The 16,106-nt window shown below is 42.5% G+C and carries 18 protein-coding genes; 8 read left to right on the top strand and 10 right to left on the bottom strand.

Annotated elements, in window-relative coordinates:
- The first annotated feature begins 175 nt into the window (after window positions 1–175).
- A complete protein-coding gene (locus ABN702_RS16720; RefSeq protein WP_386638178.1) occupies window positions 176–325 on the top strand; it encodes a BH0509 family protein in 150 nt (49 codons plus the stop codon).
- Between the two features lie 233 nt (window positions 326–558).
- Here the strand turns inward: ABN702_RS16720 and ABN702_RS16725 are convergent, their stop codons facing one another.
- Window positions 559–1,509: a DMT family transporter gene (locus ABN702_RS16725; RefSeq protein ID WP_417897896.1), complete on the bottom strand. Its 951-nt coding sequence runs from the start codon at window positions 1,507–1,509 to the stop codon at window positions 559–561.
- A 270-nt stretch (window positions 1,510–1,779) separates the two neighbouring features.
- Here ABN702_RS16725 and ABN702_RS16730 point away from each other — a divergent pair, with 270 nt between their 5' ends.
- Entirely contained in the window at window positions 1,780–3,702 is a 1,923-nt protein-coding gene (locus tag ABN702_RS16730) for a heavy metal translocating P-type ATPase (RefSeq protein ID WP_417897897.1), read from the top strand.
- A gap of 446 nt (window positions 3,703–4,148) precedes the next feature.
- Here the strand turns inward: ABN702_RS16730 and ABN702_RS16735 are convergent, their stop codons facing one another.
- From ABN702_RS16735 to ABN702_RS16745, 3 genes are all read right to left on the bottom strand, one after another.
- Entirely contained in the window at window positions 4,149–4,973 is an 825-nt protein-coding gene (locus ABN702_RS16735) for a YihY/virulence factor BrkB family protein (RefSeq protein ID WP_417897898.1), read from the bottom strand.
- Window positions 4,974–5,044: 71 nt separating this feature from the next.
- Complete coding sequence (locus ABN702_RS16740) at window positions 5,045–5,386, bottom strand: YtxH domain-containing protein (RefSeq protein WP_417897899.1); 342 nt, start codon at window positions 5,384–5,386, stop codon at window positions 5,045–5,047.
- Between the two features lie 17 nt (window positions 5,387–5,403).
- Entirely contained in the window at window positions 5,404–5,874 is a 471-nt protein-coding gene (locus ABN702_RS16745) for a low molecular weight protein-tyrosine-phosphatase (protein WP_417897900.1), read from the bottom strand.
- Window positions 5,875–6,053: 179 nt separating this feature from the next.
- Here ABN702_RS16745 and ABN702_RS16750 point away from each other — a divergent pair, with 179 nt between their 5' ends.
- From ABN702_RS16750 to ABN702_RS16770, 5 genes are all read left to right on the top strand, one after another.
- Window positions 6,054–6,281, top strand: coding sequence for a DUF1128 domain-containing protein (locus ABN702_RS16750; RefSeq protein ID WP_204415081.1), 228 nt, complete (start codon window positions 6,054–6,056; stop codon window positions 6,279–6,281).
- Between the two features lie 358 nt (window positions 6,282–6,639).
- Window positions 6,640–7,491 carry a glycerophosphodiester phosphodiesterase gene (locus ABN702_RS16755; protein ID WP_417897901.1) on the top strand — a complete coding sequence of 284 codons (852 nt, stop codon included), beginning with the start codon at window positions 6,640–6,642 and terminating at the stop codon, window positions 7,489–7,491.
- Window positions 7,492–7,743: 252 nt separating this feature from the next.
- A complete protein-coding gene (locus ABN702_RS16760; RefSeq protein ID WP_417897902.1) occupies window positions 7,744–7,923 on the top strand; it encodes a hypothetical protein in 180 nt (59 codons plus the stop codon).
- A 147-nt stretch (window positions 7,924–8,070) separates the two neighbouring features.
- Window positions 8,071–8,937, top strand: coding sequence for a metal-dependent hydrolase (locus ABN702_RS16765; protein WP_417897903.1), 867 nt, complete (start codon window positions 8,071–8,073; stop codon window positions 8,935–8,937).
- Between the two features lie 446 nt (window positions 8,938–9,383).
- Window positions 9,384–9,548 carry a hypothetical protein gene (locus tag ABN702_RS16770; protein WP_386638203.1) on the top strand — a complete coding sequence of 55 codons (165 nt, stop codon included), beginning with the start codon at window positions 9,384–9,386 and terminating at the stop codon, window positions 9,546–9,548.
- Window positions 9,549–9,653: 105 nt separating this feature from the next.
- Here ABN702_RS16770 and ABN702_RS16775 read toward each other — a convergent pair whose 3' ends face one another.
- The 5 genes from ABN702_RS16775 to ABN702_RS16795 all read right to left on the bottom strand — a co-directional run bounded on the left by ABN702_RS16775 (window position 9,654) and on the right by ABN702_RS16795 (window position 14,017).
- Window positions 9,654–9,791, bottom strand: coding sequence for a hypothetical protein (locus ABN702_RS16775; protein WP_417897904.1), 138 nt, complete (start codon window positions 9,789–9,791; stop codon window positions 9,654–9,656).
- A 24-nt stretch (window positions 9,792–9,815) separates the two neighbouring features.
- On the bottom strand, window positions 9,816–11,054 hold the full coding sequence (locus ABN702_RS16780; RefSeq protein ID WP_417897905.1) for a S1C family serine protease: 1,239 nt from the start codon (window positions 11,052–11,054) through the stop codon (window positions 9,816–9,818).
- 292 nt (window positions 11,055–11,346) lie between these two features.
- Window positions 11,347–12,762 (bottom strand): sensor histidine kinase, encoded by a 1,416-nt coding sequence (locus ABN702_RS16785; RefSeq protein ID WP_417897906.1) that lies wholly within the window; start codon window positions 12,760–12,762, stop codon window positions 11,347–11,349.
- Window positions 12,759–13,439, bottom strand: a complete 681-nt coding sequence (locus tag ABN702_RS16790) for a response regulator transcription factor (RefSeq protein WP_417897907.1) — start codon at window positions 13,437–13,439, stop codon at window positions 12,759–12,761. Before ABN702_RS16790 ends, ABN702_RS16785 begins: the two co-directional genes overlap by 4 nt.
- Before the next feature lie 209 nt (window positions 13,440–13,648).
- Window positions 13,649–14,017: a DnaJ family domain-containing protein gene (locus tag ABN702_RS16795; RefSeq protein ID WP_204415089.1), complete on the bottom strand. Its 369-nt coding sequence runs from the start codon at window positions 14,015–14,017 to the stop codon at window positions 13,649–13,651.
- A 194-nt stretch (window positions 14,018–14,211) separates the two neighbouring features.
- On the opposite strand from ABN702_RS16795, the gene ABN702_RS16800 reads away from it, so the two are divergent.
- The gene (locus tag ABN702_RS16800; protein ID WP_417897908.1) at window positions 14,212–15,507 is read left to right on the top strand and encodes an NCS2 family permease; all 1,296 of its coding nucleotides are present in this window, start codon (window positions 14,212–14,214) and stop codon (window positions 15,505–15,507) included.
- Window positions 15,508–15,625: 118 nt separating this feature from the next.
- Here ABN702_RS16800 and ABN702_RS16805 read toward each other — a convergent pair whose 3' ends face one another.
- Complete coding sequence (locus tag ABN702_RS16805) at window positions 15,626–16,072, bottom strand: NUDIX domain-containing protein (protein ID WP_417897909.1); 447 nt, start codon at window positions 16,070–16,072, stop codon at window positions 15,626–15,628.
- Between the last annotated feature and the right edge of the window lie 34 nt (window positions 16,073–16,106).

A 16,106-nucleotide genomic window follows, 5' to 3' on the forward strand; every position in this document is an offset into this window, starting at 1 on the left:
TGAGCCCCAGATACAATAACACCAGGATCTCCAACCACTATCCCTCAACTACCCACCATCCATCTTTAAAATTCGGGCGTAAAAACTTTCAAAAAGTTGTTCCAATTTTAAATATTCTGTTATATAATAATACAAACACATACTTACTGTACTAATACAAAGGAGGAACAAAATCATGAGCAGACAGGAACGGAAAAACATGGTTAGATTTATCGAGGTTATGAAAAAGGCGGATCGTGATTCATTGGTTTATATGACGGACGCAGACATAGAGCACTTATACAATCATGTCTATCAGCAAATGGTGATTCAGGAAGGCCTTTAATATCAATGCCCTCCCCATATAAACGTGTTGTTTTCGCATACATTGTTGCTTTTGACGTATCCAATTTTAACACGTTATATCATTCACTTTCGTGCTCTTTTCCTGTGTAGTAGTTTATTTTCTCTATGAATAATATGGGGAGAAATGCTGTAAAAAATCCAAAAGCCGATTTTTTACGGACATAAGCAACAAACTTTTCGAAAAGAGCCTAAACGAAAAACTGCAGCTCACCTTCATCCGGTGGGCTGCAGTTTTTTCTCTTCTTTTTTATTTTCCTTTTGCCTGTTTACGATAATGATCCCCACTGTTACAAGGGTGAGTCCGATCAGGATTGTATAATGCATCACTTCATCCAGGAACAAGGCCGACAATATGACTCCGAAAACAGGGACTAAAAATAGATACATGGAGACTTTTCCAACCTTGTTATACTTCATGACATTGTTCCACAATACAAATCCTGCTGCTGATAAAAAGGCTAAATACAGCAGAAGAAGAGCTGTTAATCCATTAAACTCAAATGGTACAAATCCCGCAGACCAGCCTCCAGCCACAATCAATCCGATGGAGCCGAACAGCATCTGATAGGCTGTCAGATAGGAAACGTCCATTTTACCGGATCTTTCACGCGCCATGATATTCCCGTAGGCGGATGCCATCATCGCAATCAGGAGTAGAACCTCCCCGATTCCAAATTGAAAATCCGCTCCCGCTTTAGGCAAATTCACCACAAGAACGCCGCCAAATCCAAGGGCAATCCCCACCCACTTTCGAATCGACAATCCATCATCCGCATACAGGAAATGTGCGAAAAGAATCTGGAAGAACGACGCTGTCCCAGCAATTACCGCTCCTTGCATCCCGGTGGAATAGCTTAGACCAATATAGAAAAGGAGATACTGAAGAAAGGTCTGGACAAACCCAAGTTGAAACAATGGCACCAAAGTTTCTTTCCTTAGTTTTAATGATTGTTTAAAAAGGGTAAAAAATAGAAAGATCATGATTCCAGCCAGCAAAAAGCGGTAGCCGGCAAAGAGCAGCTGCTTGTCATAATCGTCTGCCCCGATGTTTAGTGCTGTATAGCTCAGCTTGATTGCCGGGAATGCGCTTCCCCAAAGAAAGGTTGCAATCAAGGCTGCTGTTATCACGCCAAATTTACTTTTGAAAAATTTCTCGGCCGTCAAATGCCGTTCACCTTCTTTCTTTTCCAAGCTACATTATACACAGAAATCCTTGAAGTTACATACTTTATAAACCCCTGATAAATAATAGTAGCCAAAACGGCAAAAATAATCTATAATAAAAATTAATTAATAATAAATATAATTAACTGACAAATTTATATTTCTTTATTAAAAGGTGAAAAACCTTGCTGCTATCCACTCGATGGCAGCTTTCGTCATTTTTATGGAAGTAGTGATTCTGATTCTTTTTCTCAATTAGGAGGTAATGATATGACAGAACTAGTACAAAAACAAACAAGGGATCTGGAAACTCAACGAGAGAACAATGTAGTAGCGCTCTTAAAAACACATATAGAATTAGTCTTTGCTCTTTTTTCCGGGGTGCTGATCTTCGCAGGCTGGCTCTTGCTTAAGTTTGATTCATCCACCATAGCCGCACCAATCTTTGTGCTCGCCTATTTAATCGGCGGTTATTTTAAAGCAAAAGAGGGGCTCGAGGATACGATAGCGGAAAAAGAGCTGAATGTGGAAATGCTCATGATCATTGCAGCAATTGGTGCCGCGATTATCGGATACTGGATGGAAGGCGCCATTTTGATCTTTATTTTCGCACTAAGTGGTGCACTTGAAACCTATACCATGAATCGAAGCCAAAAGGAAATATCCGCTCTCATGGGAATCCAGCCTGAGGAAGCGGTCCGAATCCAAGGTGACTCGGAAGAACGCATCCATATTTCAAAGGTGGGAATCGGCGACCATCTATTGGTCAAACCAGGTGAACGCATTCCCTCCGACGGACAGATTGTCAGCGGCGAATCTGCCATTGATGAAGCGGCCATTACCGGCGAATCCATCCCGCTTGAAAAGCAAAAAGGAGACACTGTATACGCCGGAACGATGAATGTGAATGGCTCCATCGTGCTTGAGGTGACAAAGCCCGCTAGTGAAACCCTATTTCAGAAAATCATCAATCTTGTTCAAAATGCCCAAAGTGAAAAGTCCCCTTCCCAGCAGTTTATGGAGCGTTTCGAAGGACCATACGTGAAGATCGTCCTACTCGTTGTGGGGCTGATGATGATCCTCCCTCACTTCCTGCTCGGATGGAGCTGGAACGAAACCTTCTACCGTGCCATGATATTACTTGTAGTCGCATCTCCTTGTGCACTCGTTGCATCCATCATGCCGGCGACCTTATCTGCCATCTCGAATGGTGCGAGAAAAGGGATCCTTTTCAAAGGTGGAGTCCACTTGGAGAATCTTTCGCACCTGAAGGCGATAGCATTTGATAAAACTGGAACGCTGACAAAAGGAAAGCCGGAAGTGACGGATGTATTAGTACGGGAGGATATCGACAAGAAGGACTTCCTCTTTTCCGTCGGGTCGATTGAAAGCTATTCCAATCATCCTCTCGCTCAGGCCATTACCGCTTATGCCAGAAAAAACAGTGAGCAGCCATTGCAGCGTCCGGAGCAGTTGGACGATAAGGCTGGCTGGGGTGTAACCGGTACGATTCATCAGAAAAAGTGGATAGTCGGAAAGGCCGAATTTGTCGGCAAGGATGCCGCACTTTCTTTTTCAAATGGTGCTGCAGAGGCTCTCGCACATGAAGGAAAAACCGTGGTATATGTAAAAGACGAAAACGGCATTGTCGGGTTAATCGCACTGAAGGACGTTATTCGAAAAGAAACCGTTGAAGCGATTAAACGACTGCAAGCACTCGACGTCAAGGCGATTATGCTGACAGGAGACAGCCGCAGTACAGCCGCAGCGATTGCCGGGGAAGCTGCCATTGAGAGGTACATTGCCGAATGCCTTCCGGAGAAAAAGGTGGAATCGGTCAAGGAATTAAAAGGCGAGTACAGTTCGGTGGCCATGGTTGGGGACGGCATCAATGATGCTCCCGCCCTCGCGACTGCAAATGTCGGAATTGCCATGGGAGAAGGAACGGATGTTGCGTTAGAAACGGCGGATGTCGTCCTCATGAAAAACGACTTGTTAAAAATTTCTGAAGCGATCGAGCTTTCCAAACGCATGAATCGGATCATTAAGCAGAACGTCATCTTTTCCATCACCGTCATCATGCTCCTGATCTGCTCCAACTTCTTTCAAGCAATCGATCTGCCTTTCGGAGTGATCGGACATGAAGGCAGCACGATTTTGGTAATATTAAATGGATTGCGGTTGTTAAGATAAGCTCTTTTCGTAAAGTTTGTTGCTTATTACTGTAAAAAATCGGCTTTTGGATTTTTTACCGAGATAAACTTTGCATTATAAAAAAAGTAAATTACCAAATTCACCGAAAAGAGCCCGATGGTATATAAATTTTCGTGTTTACGTTATATTTGTCAAAAGCAACAATTTCTGCGAGAACAGCCACAAGATAAAAGGAAAAGCAGTGGAATCCCGATTTGGGTCCACTGCTTTTTTGTGTAAAGATTATTGATTATCCGGGTCGGTTAGTGATAACCGTTCTGCCCGTTTGCACTGCCTGATGTCTTATTCTTCGGCTTGTGCTTTGCGTTTTGTTTTGTACCGCCATCTTTTTTCGTGTGCTTGGTCATGAAAAATCCCTCCAGATATGTTGAAGTATCTTTCATTAATAGAATCTCCAAAATCCGCCCAAAATTCACTGGGAATTTTTACGAAACATAGTTCTTTTCTGACTGCAGGATGATGGCATTAATCTCTCCCCCGATGATGATCATGAGGCCTGACAGATAGAACCAGACGAGTAGGACAATGATTCCTCCCAAGCTTCCGTACATGGCTGTGTAGTTTCCGAAGTTGCTCACATAGTACGAAAACATGGAAGAAACCGAAATCCAGCCAACTGTTGCAAAAAGTGATCCTGCAAGAATATCCCGTATGCGGAGCCGAATGTTCGGCGCGGCCAAGTAGAGGCAACTGAACACGAAAAAAAGAATGACAAAACTGACGCCCCATCGAATCGCATTCCAAATATCCAGAAATTCATCCGACAGACCGTAGGAAGAGAATATGAACAAGCCGATTTCCCTTCCGAAAACAGGCAGCAGCAATGCCACAATAATGACAAAGACCATAGCAAGCGTCAAAAGGATTGCCACTCCCCGAGCCATGAAAAAGGACCTGTTTTCATATACATCATAGGCTCGATTGAATGCACGGACAATCGCGTTGATCCCATTGGAGGCAAACCAGATGGTCGCGATGATACCAAAAGAAAGCAATTCGCCGCGCTGCTCACTCAATATCCTTAATACATTGGTTTCAATGATATGCATGGTATCACCAGGGGCGTATTGTCTGATGACACCTAAAACATCCTCCTGGGAAACAGGGACATAGGCAATCAACGTAAGTAGAAAAATAAGAAAGGGAAATAAGGACAATAGGAAAAAGTATGCCAACTCTGCAGCTCTTCCCAATACCTCATCGCGATCAAAACGGTGCAATAGATGCTTAAAAAACATGATGATTTCCATCCTTTTTCCTCCAACACTTATCATTTACTCTTTATTCTATTGACGCCTGCCCTGTTCTAGGACAAGTTTTTTTATTTCCCTTTATTGGAATCCAGGTGTTTTGAAATGACTTCCTTTGTATCCTTCACAATCTCCAAAACCTGAGGAGTTGTTTCTTTCAATTGATTTACCTTCGTTCTTAAATATTCCAGGTCTTCTGTTACATCATCCACAGCCGTTTTCACAGATTCAATCTGCTGACGGACAGAATCCGCTATCTCCTGAGGATGCTGGATGACATACTTTAATTTTCCACCAACCTGCTTGCCATTATGTATGAAATTCGTTCTTGTTTCTTTATCGAGTAATGAAATTGCTGCCCCAACCAAGGCTCCAATTAGCATTCCTTCTAGCATTTTATTTCTCTTCTCCATTCTCTCCACTCCTTTTTCTATTGGAAATTCTCTTCTTTGATCTTGTCGAGCAGGTTCTCGCAGCCTTCTGTGACCAGACTATACACCTCATCGAAGTTTCCGGTGAAATAAGGGTCCGGCACATCATTTATCTTGCTCTCAGGGACAAAATCCAAGAGCCTTCCGATAAAACCGGTCTTCTCATACCCAGCCATTTTCCTAAGATTTCCGAGGTTCTCTGAATCCATGGCAATGATATAATCATAATTCGACAAGTCCTCTTTCACGACCTGCCTTGCCTCCATTCCTTCATAGCTGATTTTTTTCTCATCCAACAGCTTTCGGGTCCCTTCATGAGGAGGGTGGCCGATATGCCAATCGCCTGTTCCTGCAGAATCGACTTCCAACCTGCCAAGCAGGCCAACATTTTCCACCAGCTGTTTAAATACCGCTTCCGCCATCGGAGAACGGCAAATATTACCGAGACAAACAAACAATACACGTACCAAAAGCCTAACCCCTTTCCATCAGTTCTTACTTTCATTATATACATGTTTAGTGCTTTCCTCGAATAATCTAAGATTGGACTTACATTTGTTATACCCTCTTCTATCGAGAATGGTACTTTTATTTTGATTTTCATGCTAAAATAAACAAAAGTAGAGCTTGTTCGAAAGGAATGTTCCAAATGAATCTGACAGAAAAGTCCACTGAAAACGTGGAATATATGATCGAAGCAATCAAAGGTAAACTGAAGGTGCTGAACCTTGGCGCCATCAAGCCCTCCCACTTTGACGAAGAAATGTACGAAGAGCTAAAGGATATCTATGACCTTGTCATGAGAAAGCCTTCCTTCAGCCCAAATGAAATGCAGGCCATTGCCGAAGAGCTTGGAAATCTTCGCAAAAACAAATAATTGAAAAGCCAAAGCACATGAAATATTTCTTGTGCTTTGGCTTTTCTTTTTGATGACTCTCAATGTAATTTTCAACTGATAATCCTTGGAATTGCAGGATTTCCGTTGCGATGGCGAGTGCTGAAGACGAGAGTAAAGTGATGGCAGAATTTTTTACGTAAGAAATTGATCAGAGCCGTGCCTCAATAAAATTTTTGGAAAAATATTTGTTTTCTTACAAAAGCTGGTTCAAAAATGTCGAATCAGCTTCTTTTTGTCCCCAAACCTTTACATCTATTTACGTCCCTGTAAATGTATGTTCATTCTTCCTTGTTACAGTGAGATAGTAGTTCACTTACAAAAGGAGAGTGGAAACATCATGAAAAAAGGTTATAAGATGACAATTGCTCTAGCATTAAGCTTATCCATTATGGGAACAGGATTTGCTGCGGATGCATCTGAAAAAGAAAAGGAATTTTTGAACGTTGCACACCGTGGAGCTTCAGGACATGCGCCAGAACACACAATAACCTCATATAAAATGGGTGAAAAAATGCATGGAGACTATATAGAAGTAGATCTTCAGATGACAAAAGACGGACAGCTCATTGCCATGCATGATGAAACTCTTGACAGAACGACGAATGGTACTGGCCAAGTAAAAGATCACACACTGGAAGAAATTAAAAAACTGGATGCAGGAAGTTGGTTCAATGAGAAATATCCTGAGAAAGCTAACCCAGCCTATAAAGGTCTTAAAGTTCCTGCATTAGAAGAAGTATTTCAGCAGTTTGGAAAAAACGCAAACTATTACATTGAAACAAAATCGCCTGAAGTGTATCCAGGAATGGAAGAGGCACTAATAGAATTAGTAAACAAATATGGAATCGACAAAGATACGCTCCTTGTACAATCATTCAGTCCAGCAAGCTTAACAAAGATGAACCAAATTGATCCAACTGTAAAGTTAGTACAGCTTATGTGGTATACATCTCCTGCAGCAATTTCAGATGCTGAGCTTATGTCTATCAAAGAATATGCCATTGGAATCGGTCCAAACAGCTCGATGATCGACCAGGAATATGTACAAAAAACGGTACAAAATGGACTTGAAATTCATCCGTATACAGTCAATGAAAAAGAAGAAATGAAAAAGCTCATTCAGTGGGGCGTAACAGGAATGTTCACAAACTTCCCAGACCGTTTGCATAAAGTTCAAAAAGGAAGATAAATGAAAGCAGCTGATAACCATCAGCTGCTTTTCTCTTTCTTTTCTTATAAAAAAGACTTTCCCCTCTTCCATAGAAGTTTCGATAGAGGGTTTACAAAGGAAACGATCTTTGGGACGGTAATGGGGTTTGCATTTCCTTTAGACCCGGTTAGAAATCCAAAAGTCTTATTATTACAACTTGGACAAACTTTTCATTCCCCCAGTAATGAACCTATCATCTCCTGCATATATGTGTACAGAGGAGGGATAACGATGCTTGGCTATTATGGCACTACGATTGGTTTGACCATTCTACTTTTCTTATTGATGGGGGTTTTCATTTATTCGGTTAGAAGCGGATTGAACAAAAAAGACTCCACCGAAATTGATCCTCTACCTCCAGAATTGCGTGATACGGATGACTTGGATGATAATCTTCACAAGGATGATTAAGCAACTTTTCAGGACAACCTATTACAGGTTGTTTTTTTGTTTGCACCCCCTTTTTAAGGTAAACTGTTAGAGTAGGCTTTTTGCTTTAACGTCAAGCTTGTCGGGCGAAAACAGGTCGACTTTGCTTTTCTTATAAGGGGGATTAATTTGGATACAATTACACACACGCTCTTTGGAATGACGATCTATGGGGCCGTGGACAAAAGAGAAGATGATAAAAAAACAAAAATAGCGTTATTTGCCTCTTCTATCATTGCAAGTCAAATCCCTGACAGCGATGTGATCTCACAGTTCTGGGACACAGAGGGCATGTACCAGATGTGGCACCGCGGCATCACGCACTCACTGTTCATGGTCCCGGTTTGGGCGCTTCTGCTTTTCTTGCTCAGCATGCTGATTTTAAAGAAGAGGGATTGGCGCTTTTTATGGGTCCCGCTTATCGCTGTTTTCATACATAATACGAGTGATTTATTCAACGCATGGGGAACCGGATATCTTGAGCCCTTTTCCTCGATACGGATAACGTTTGGAACGATATCAATCGTTGATTTTATGATCTGGTTCATTATCGCAGTCGGCTTTTTTGCACGTCGCTTTTGGAAAAAAGAGCGCCATCAACTGTATCGAATGGTGTGGCTGCTCATTTTATTCCATGTCACCATCCAGACATTCCAGGGTTATCTTCTCTATAAAAGCTATGAGGATAAATACGATCAAGTTGCACTTTCAGCTAGTTTCATTCCATGGCATTACTCAGTGATCGGTAAGATTGAAAACACTGTCATGATTTTTGATGACAGCCTGTTCACAAAGCCGACCTTGCAATATTCCTTGGAATCTGCGGAAGATGCAGACCTAGAAGCTTTGTTTGCCGAAGTGCCGGAAGCCAAAACACTGTATGAGTGGTCTCCGTTTGTCGTGATTGTGGATGATGAGGAGCGACTCGGCGTCTATGATCCGCGCTTTTACCGGGATGGCCAGTCGTTTTTGTTTGAGTTTTTGGAAAAAGAATGATCTGTTGTTGTTTGTCAGTTGAAGTTGTAATTTTCGAGGCTTTCTCAGGTTTTAGCGGTTGTGTTGCGCATCCTGCTGAAACTGGGGAAGCTTTTTTTTGGATCATTTTTGGGCATTTTTGTAAAGTGGATACATTGCGGTGGTTTTTCGATAGATTAACAGATGTTTTGGATAGAATAATACTGATTGTGGATAGATCAACACTATTTCCGGAAGAGTTATACAACAAAGTGTGTAGATTCCAATTTTCACACGCGTTCCTCATCTCCAGCATTTGCTTGATTTCCCGCCCAGCCCTGCTACATCTCAGCCCCAGCCGCGTCCACAATAGACAATCTATAAAAAACAAAAATTTTTTTAGAAAAATAGTTTTTTTAGGTATATAAATCTAGCAAACTGGGAATTACTATAGAAAATACAAAAAAAATTTAAACGAGGTGCTGAACTTGCTAGTAGCAAAACGATATTTCTTAACTGATATGGAACGTGAAAGTGTAGAACAAACGCTAATGGATAAAGGTCACCTGCGTCAAAACTTACTTAGTTTAGATGATGAGGAAATTATTCATATATATCAAAAAATAATGGTAGATCAACTTATCACCAAATAAGAAACTTTTCAGGTAAAGCAAAAGCGCCACATCTTCCTCTCGTGTGAAAGGAAATGTGGCGCTTTTTTCATTTATGTTAAAGGGGAGGAAACATAAATTATTGTATTATTGGGGGCTTAGCCCTTTAATCAGGTCAAGCCTTGGCTTGCATACTTCCACATTGATGCCTTTTTTCTTGTATTTTTCCACTATTTTGCGAACATCGATACCTTTTTTCTCTTTGACAGTCGTTTTTTGCATCATTTAGATCGCCTCTATTCGTCGAATTTAAAACATTTGTTTTACTAACGTCATTTCAGCTTCCTGCAATTGACCATTTCGATAGAACGACACTTTCACTTTGTCTCCAATTTGCTTTTCATTGTAAAGGAATTTGCGAAGCCCTAAAGCGTCCTTGATTTCCTGTCCATCCAGCTTAACGATGACATCATATGCCTTTAATCCCGCCTTTTCGGCCGGTGACATTTTTTCTACACCAGTGACGACTATTCCGTTTTGAACTTCTTCCGGAAGCTTCAGTGTTGTGCGCTGTTGTTCTAGTGGGACGTCAGAAAGTGAGGCAAGACCGACACCCATAAATGGTCTTTGCACTTCTGCATGCTGTTCCAGATCTTCGATGATCGGTTTTACTGCTGATATTGGAATTGCAAAGCCTAGGCCTTCAATCTCGGACTGAGCGATTTTCATCGAGTTGATTCCGATTACTTCTCCTCGCAGATTGATTAATGCTCCGCCACTATTACCAGGATTGATGGCTGCATCGGTCTGGATGACATCCGCTTCCCAATCCGGCTGACCGTCTTGATTTATGTCAACGGGAATGATCCGTTCTTTTCCACTGATGATGCCCTGTGTCACTGATCCGAAGAATTCAAGTCCCAGCGGATTACCGATTGCGATTACCGGTTCACCAAGCGTGATGGATTCAGAATTTCCGAAGGTTGCAACCTTGCTGACCTTTGATCCATCCACTGTCAGTACGGCAAGATCTGTCAGTGCATCACTACCAACTACATTTGCTTCGACTCTGCTGCCGTCCGCCATGCTGACCTCCACTTTGGAAGCTCCGTCTATTACGTGGGCATTTGTGACGATGTATGCTTTACCGTTCTCTTTTTTATATACGACTCCTGAGCCTGTTCCCGCTTCCTGCGAAGATTGGGAAGGCCTTGGGTCAAATAGTGAATTTCTTCCTTCTTGTATATTTACTACCCCAACTACGGCGTCAGAAACTCTTTCTACCGAAGTTGTTACATTTGTTTGTATCTGTTTGAAATCTACCTGCTCGGTCTGGATGTTTGCAGTGCTTGTTTCCACCGTTGGAGGTGTTTCTTGGTCCTGTGCTTCATTATCGATATATAATCCCCAATCCATCAGGACCGGCAGCATGGAGACTACCCCAAGTGCTCCTACAATCCCGCCTGAAACGGAAGCGATCATCACTTTACCGAAGGATCTTTCCTTTTTCGAACGTGTCCGGTTCACATGTTCATCATAGTATCCCATTTCCTTTTCACCTCATCTTGTTTTTTCAGAAGGCTGTTTTCGCCGAAATTGTTGCTTTTAACGAATAAAATATTTTCACGTAAATTTATCTACCATCGTGTTTTTTTCAGAGATTGAGCAAATTTCCCATTTGAATTTTTCTAGTTTATGACTGTAAAAAATCCAAAAGCCGATAAGCAACAAACTTTATGAAAAGAGCCTTCCAGAATCATCAATGAAATATTCTATACTTATATTTAACCGTATAGTGATGAAAACAACCTTAAAGAAAAATTAGATTTTGATGAGAAATTTAAGATGGAAGTTTTTCAATATCAAATTGCAGTTGAATGACGGTCCATTCCCCTTCTTTACTGTCAGCTTCAATCAAACCATTATAGTTGTGGACAATGCGCTTGGCGATTGACAGTCCCAGCCCTTGTCCGCCTTTTTCACGGCTGCGGGCTTTATCCACGCGATAGAAGCGGTTAAAGATTTTTTTCAGGTCTTCCTCCGGGATGCCAATGCCATAGTCCTTGATGTGGCAGATGAACTTGTCTGCTTTTTTCTCAGCTATAATTTCCACTTTTGTGGATTCCTTGGAATACTTCACTGCATTATCCAGGAGGATGATCAAAAGTTGTTCTAAGTGTCGATCGGCCATTTGTATCGAGATGTCCTCTTTTAATCTATTTTCAAATGTAAAAGAAAACTCAGGGTGGAGCAGAATGAATTTTTTAATAAGCTCTTCTATTACAGGAACTGGACTTATGAGATCATCGCCGATTTCGAATCGGTCGGACTCCAGTCTTGTCAGCTCCAGCAACTCAAATACGAGCATTTTCAGTCGCTCCACCTCTTGCTGGGACGCTTTCAGCGATTCCTCGAGTACCTCGGGGTCATTTTTTCCCCATCGGTTGAGCATGGAAAGATGGCCTTCTAGGATGGATATTGGAGTTCTCAGCTCGTGGGATGCATCCTCCACAAATTGCTTCTGCTTTTGGAAGGATGTTTCTACGTCTGTCATCATCTCGTTGAACATATTGGAGATGTCCGCAATCTCATCCTTTTCGTTGCTATCCTGAGGAACACGCTCCTTGAACCCTCGCTTTTTGATGCGCTTCATCGTATCCGTCAGCGCTGCAATCGGTTTAAGGAGCTTTCGTGCAATAAGCATCCCGCCAATACCACTAAGAAGAATCGCCCCTGCTCCCGCTGACCAGGTAACAAGGAAAATGAGTTTCCTTAGCCGTTCGTAGTTTTTTAGATCCCTGATAATTTCTATGTATCCGATAAAACCGTTCGTAATGACCGGCTGGCGGTGAATGAGATAATGCTTTCCGTTTACCTTCACATGCTCGAGATTATCGCTGTCCACTGGAGTCACAAGCAGCTCCTGCGGTAGATTGGTCGCTACTGCAAGAACAAGGTTTCCGTCGCGGTCAATAATTCGGATAAGCTCATTGGCTTCATTTACTTTTTCTAAAAAACCGCTGCTATAGATGATTTCTGTGCGATCGACCAGAAAGGGCTTGTCTGCCAGGTAGGCTTGTACCTCATTCATCTTGTCCTGGATATTCCGCTCCTCCTGATCGATCATCCAAGTTCTCATCACATAGTATTGTATCGAATTATAGGTTACAAATAAGATGAACAGCACTAAAGACGACCAGATGGTAATTTTCCAACGGATCGGCAGCTGATAAAAAAAGTTGGTTATTTTCGTCATTTTCTCATCACATAACCCGTCCCGCGCACTGTCTGAATAAAGCTTTCTCCGTCCGGTTTATCAATCTTATTCCGTAGGTATCGCACATACACATCCACCACATTCGTTTCTGCATAGGTTCCGAGCTCCCATACCTTTTCAAGGAGAAGCTCCCTGGTCAGGACCCGATTGATATTGGTCATGAAAACAACCAAAAGGTCGAACTCCCTTTTCGTCAGCTCTATCAATTCCTTTTCCCGATGGACGGTTCTGGCATCAAGATCCACTTCCAGCTCCTGAAAGGTGAGGGTTTTCGTACTGGATGCCGACTTCTTTCCTTCGAGCCTCCGCAATAGGGCACGGATTCTCGCAAGCAGCTCCTCTATGGCAAATGGCTTGGACATATAATCGTCTGCCCCGCTATCAAGGCCTGATACCTTGTCCATTACACTGTCCCGTGCCGTCAGCATGATGATTGGCGTATCTTTTGCCGCCCGGATCCTGCGGCACACTTCCATGCCGCTCAGGCCCGGCAGCATCAGATCCAGCAGTATGACATCCCATTCTTCATTTATCGCTAAGTCAAGGCCCGCTCTTCCATCATACGCAGTGGCGATCGTGAAGCCTTCATATTGTAGTTCCAGCTCAATAAAGCGCGCCAGATTCTTTTCATCTTCTATTATAAGTACTTTACACATCTCTCCACCTCCAAGTATAAGTGGCACCTTGCTTACAGTTTAGTCTATTACCTTAAAAATCAATCGCAAAACTCCTATATATTAATAGTACCTAAAATTCCATCCTCACGGCATGAGAATTTGATGAGAATTAAAAACGTAATGATTGTAATTTTGCTGAAATGAATGCGGCTTCCACAAAAAAAGACCCGATATATTTGATCAGGCCCTTACTTTAACCTTTCATCGATCCGGTTTTGATAATTCTTGAACACTGCCGAGTTTAGGTCCTTTTTCTTTTTTTGCATAAGTTGGTTGAAGCGGAGTTGCTTTTCATTCAATCTTACCTTCAATCTGGACTCCTCAAGGTCATCATGCGCCCCTTTAATCAGGTCTTCGAGATATTCAATCTCTGTTTTCAATTGTTGCTCCTCCATCATGCCGGAGTTTTTCATGATTTTATATGCCATTCTCATTTCAGGCGGAACGTGCGACATGTCCTCCAATTCCAAAGGCTTTCCTAGCCCAGGCAAATTTTCAAATTCGCCGTCTTCATAAGCTTTGCGAATTTTCTCTTCCGTTATTCGAAAAAAGTCCATCCCATCACCCTTTTCCTTTGCGTTACTTATAGTATACCCGAAGATTTTCAAATTGATTGTGAATATTTTCTGAACATTCTAATATAGTGTTTTCAAATTTTACTATTGTTGTTTTCTTCTTATAGACTTATAATACTAGTTTGTGGGTCCTGCGAGACCGGGTGGGAGAGGGAAACTGAATAAGGTGTTTTACTATGCTTCAATGGATAAAGTCTTCTTTTGATTTACCTGGCCATGAAACCACGTTAAAGCGTGAAATGATGGCAGGTATGATATCATTCTTTACCATTGTGTACATTATTGCTGTCAACGGAACGATTCTTGCTGAAGCAGGAATCCCAATTGAAGCTGGAATCATTGCCACCATCCTCACTTGTGTAGTGGGTTGCTGGCTGATGGGATTCTGGGCAAATGCCCCGATCATCCTCGTTCCAGGTATGGGAATCAACGCGATGTTCACTTATACATTGGTTCATTCCATGGGATTATCCTGGCAGGAAGCGTTGGGTGTAGTAGTGATTTCTGGGGTGATCGTAACCGTCATTTCGTTTACGAAGCTCTCTCAATTACTGCTAGAAGCAATTCCAAACTCTTTAAAGCATGCAATAACAGTCGGTCTGGGTTTATTTTTAACCTTGATCGGGTTGGAAAAAGGCGGACTTGTGACAAAAGGCGATAATTCGCTATTGGCACTTGGTGATGTGACGAGTCCTTATGTGATCGCCACCATCCTTTCTGTAATCCTTGCTGTTATTCTGTTCATGCGCAATGTTCCTGCCAACTTTCTGATCAGTATGATTGTCGGTACAGGTATTGCTGCGGCTTTAGGAGTGGTAAGCTTTTCCGATGTAGGTGGAAATGCATTGCCATTGGATGCTTATGCTTCCTTATTCGGTGCCGTTTCATTTGCAAAGATTGGAGAGTTTACGTTTTTAGTAGCTGTCTTCTCTTTAACGATGGTTCTCTTGTTTGAGAACATCGGGCTGATAAATGGTCACCTGAGTATGATCAAGCGTCCGGAAAAATTCAAACGTTCCTTCCAGGCAAACGGTATCTCCGTTCTTACGAGCGGACTTTTAGGCACAAGTCCAACTGTTTCCACAGTGGAAAGTGCTGCCGGTATTGCTGCAGGAGGACGAACTGGTGTGACAGCCATTGTGACAGGAAGCTTATTTTTGCTTTCCATTTTTGCGATTCCTTTCATTAAGATCATCCCTGGAAGCGCGATTGCACCAATCCTGATCATCATAGGGGTTCTTATGCTGCAAAGCGTCAAACAGATCGACTTCCAAGATCTAACGGAAGGATTCCCGGCATTTCTTGTAATTGTAATGATCCCATTCTCTTACAGCATTGCCGACGGAATCGCATTCGGATTCATTGCCTACCCGCTGGTTAAACTGGCACTTGGCAAAGCAAAAGAAGTATCCGCACCGCTTTATGTGATCGCGGCGCTGTTCTTCCTGACCTTTCTGACTAATGTGCATTAATGATAGATCGTTCTTTTAGTGAGTGAGTAAAAAAAATCCCTGCCAGGGGCCAGACCCCGGCAGGGATTTTTTCATTTACGTCGAAGCACCTTTTTAACCGCATGCCCACGTGCTGCGTTTATCGCACAAATGCTTCCCTTCGATCGGAGAATGCGTCAACAAGCCATCTGGGGTGCATGGGCAGGAGGTCATGTGGCAGTCTGTTTGGCGCAAAGTAGTCGATTTCGATTAGTGCTTTGTTCTTCTTTTCTGTGGTTCCACCAGTTATCTCGGCTTCGAAGTAGGAGGTGACAAACTGCACCAGTCTTCCATCCGGGTATTCGAATGTCTGGGATTCGGGATCGGAATATACCCCGATAAGACGGTACGGATCGACAATCAACCCGGTGTCCTCATATACCTCGCGCACTGCTGCCTCCTCGACCGTTTCTCCAGGCATCACATGTCCGGCAGGGATGGTCCATAGCCCGACATCCGCCCTTTTTTGAAGCAGTATTCTCTTTTGCTTATCGAAAATTATCACTGCAACAGCAGGATACATATTGATTGGTTTTTGTTTATTCATAGGAATACTCCTAACACAACGTTTTTACAATAGT

Origin of the sequence: Bacillus haimaensis, assembly GCF_048270625.1 — a bacterium.
GTDB classification, from domain to species: Bacteria; Bacillota; Bacilli; order Bacillales; family Bacillaceae_I; genus Sutcliffiella_A; species Sutcliffiella_A haimaensis.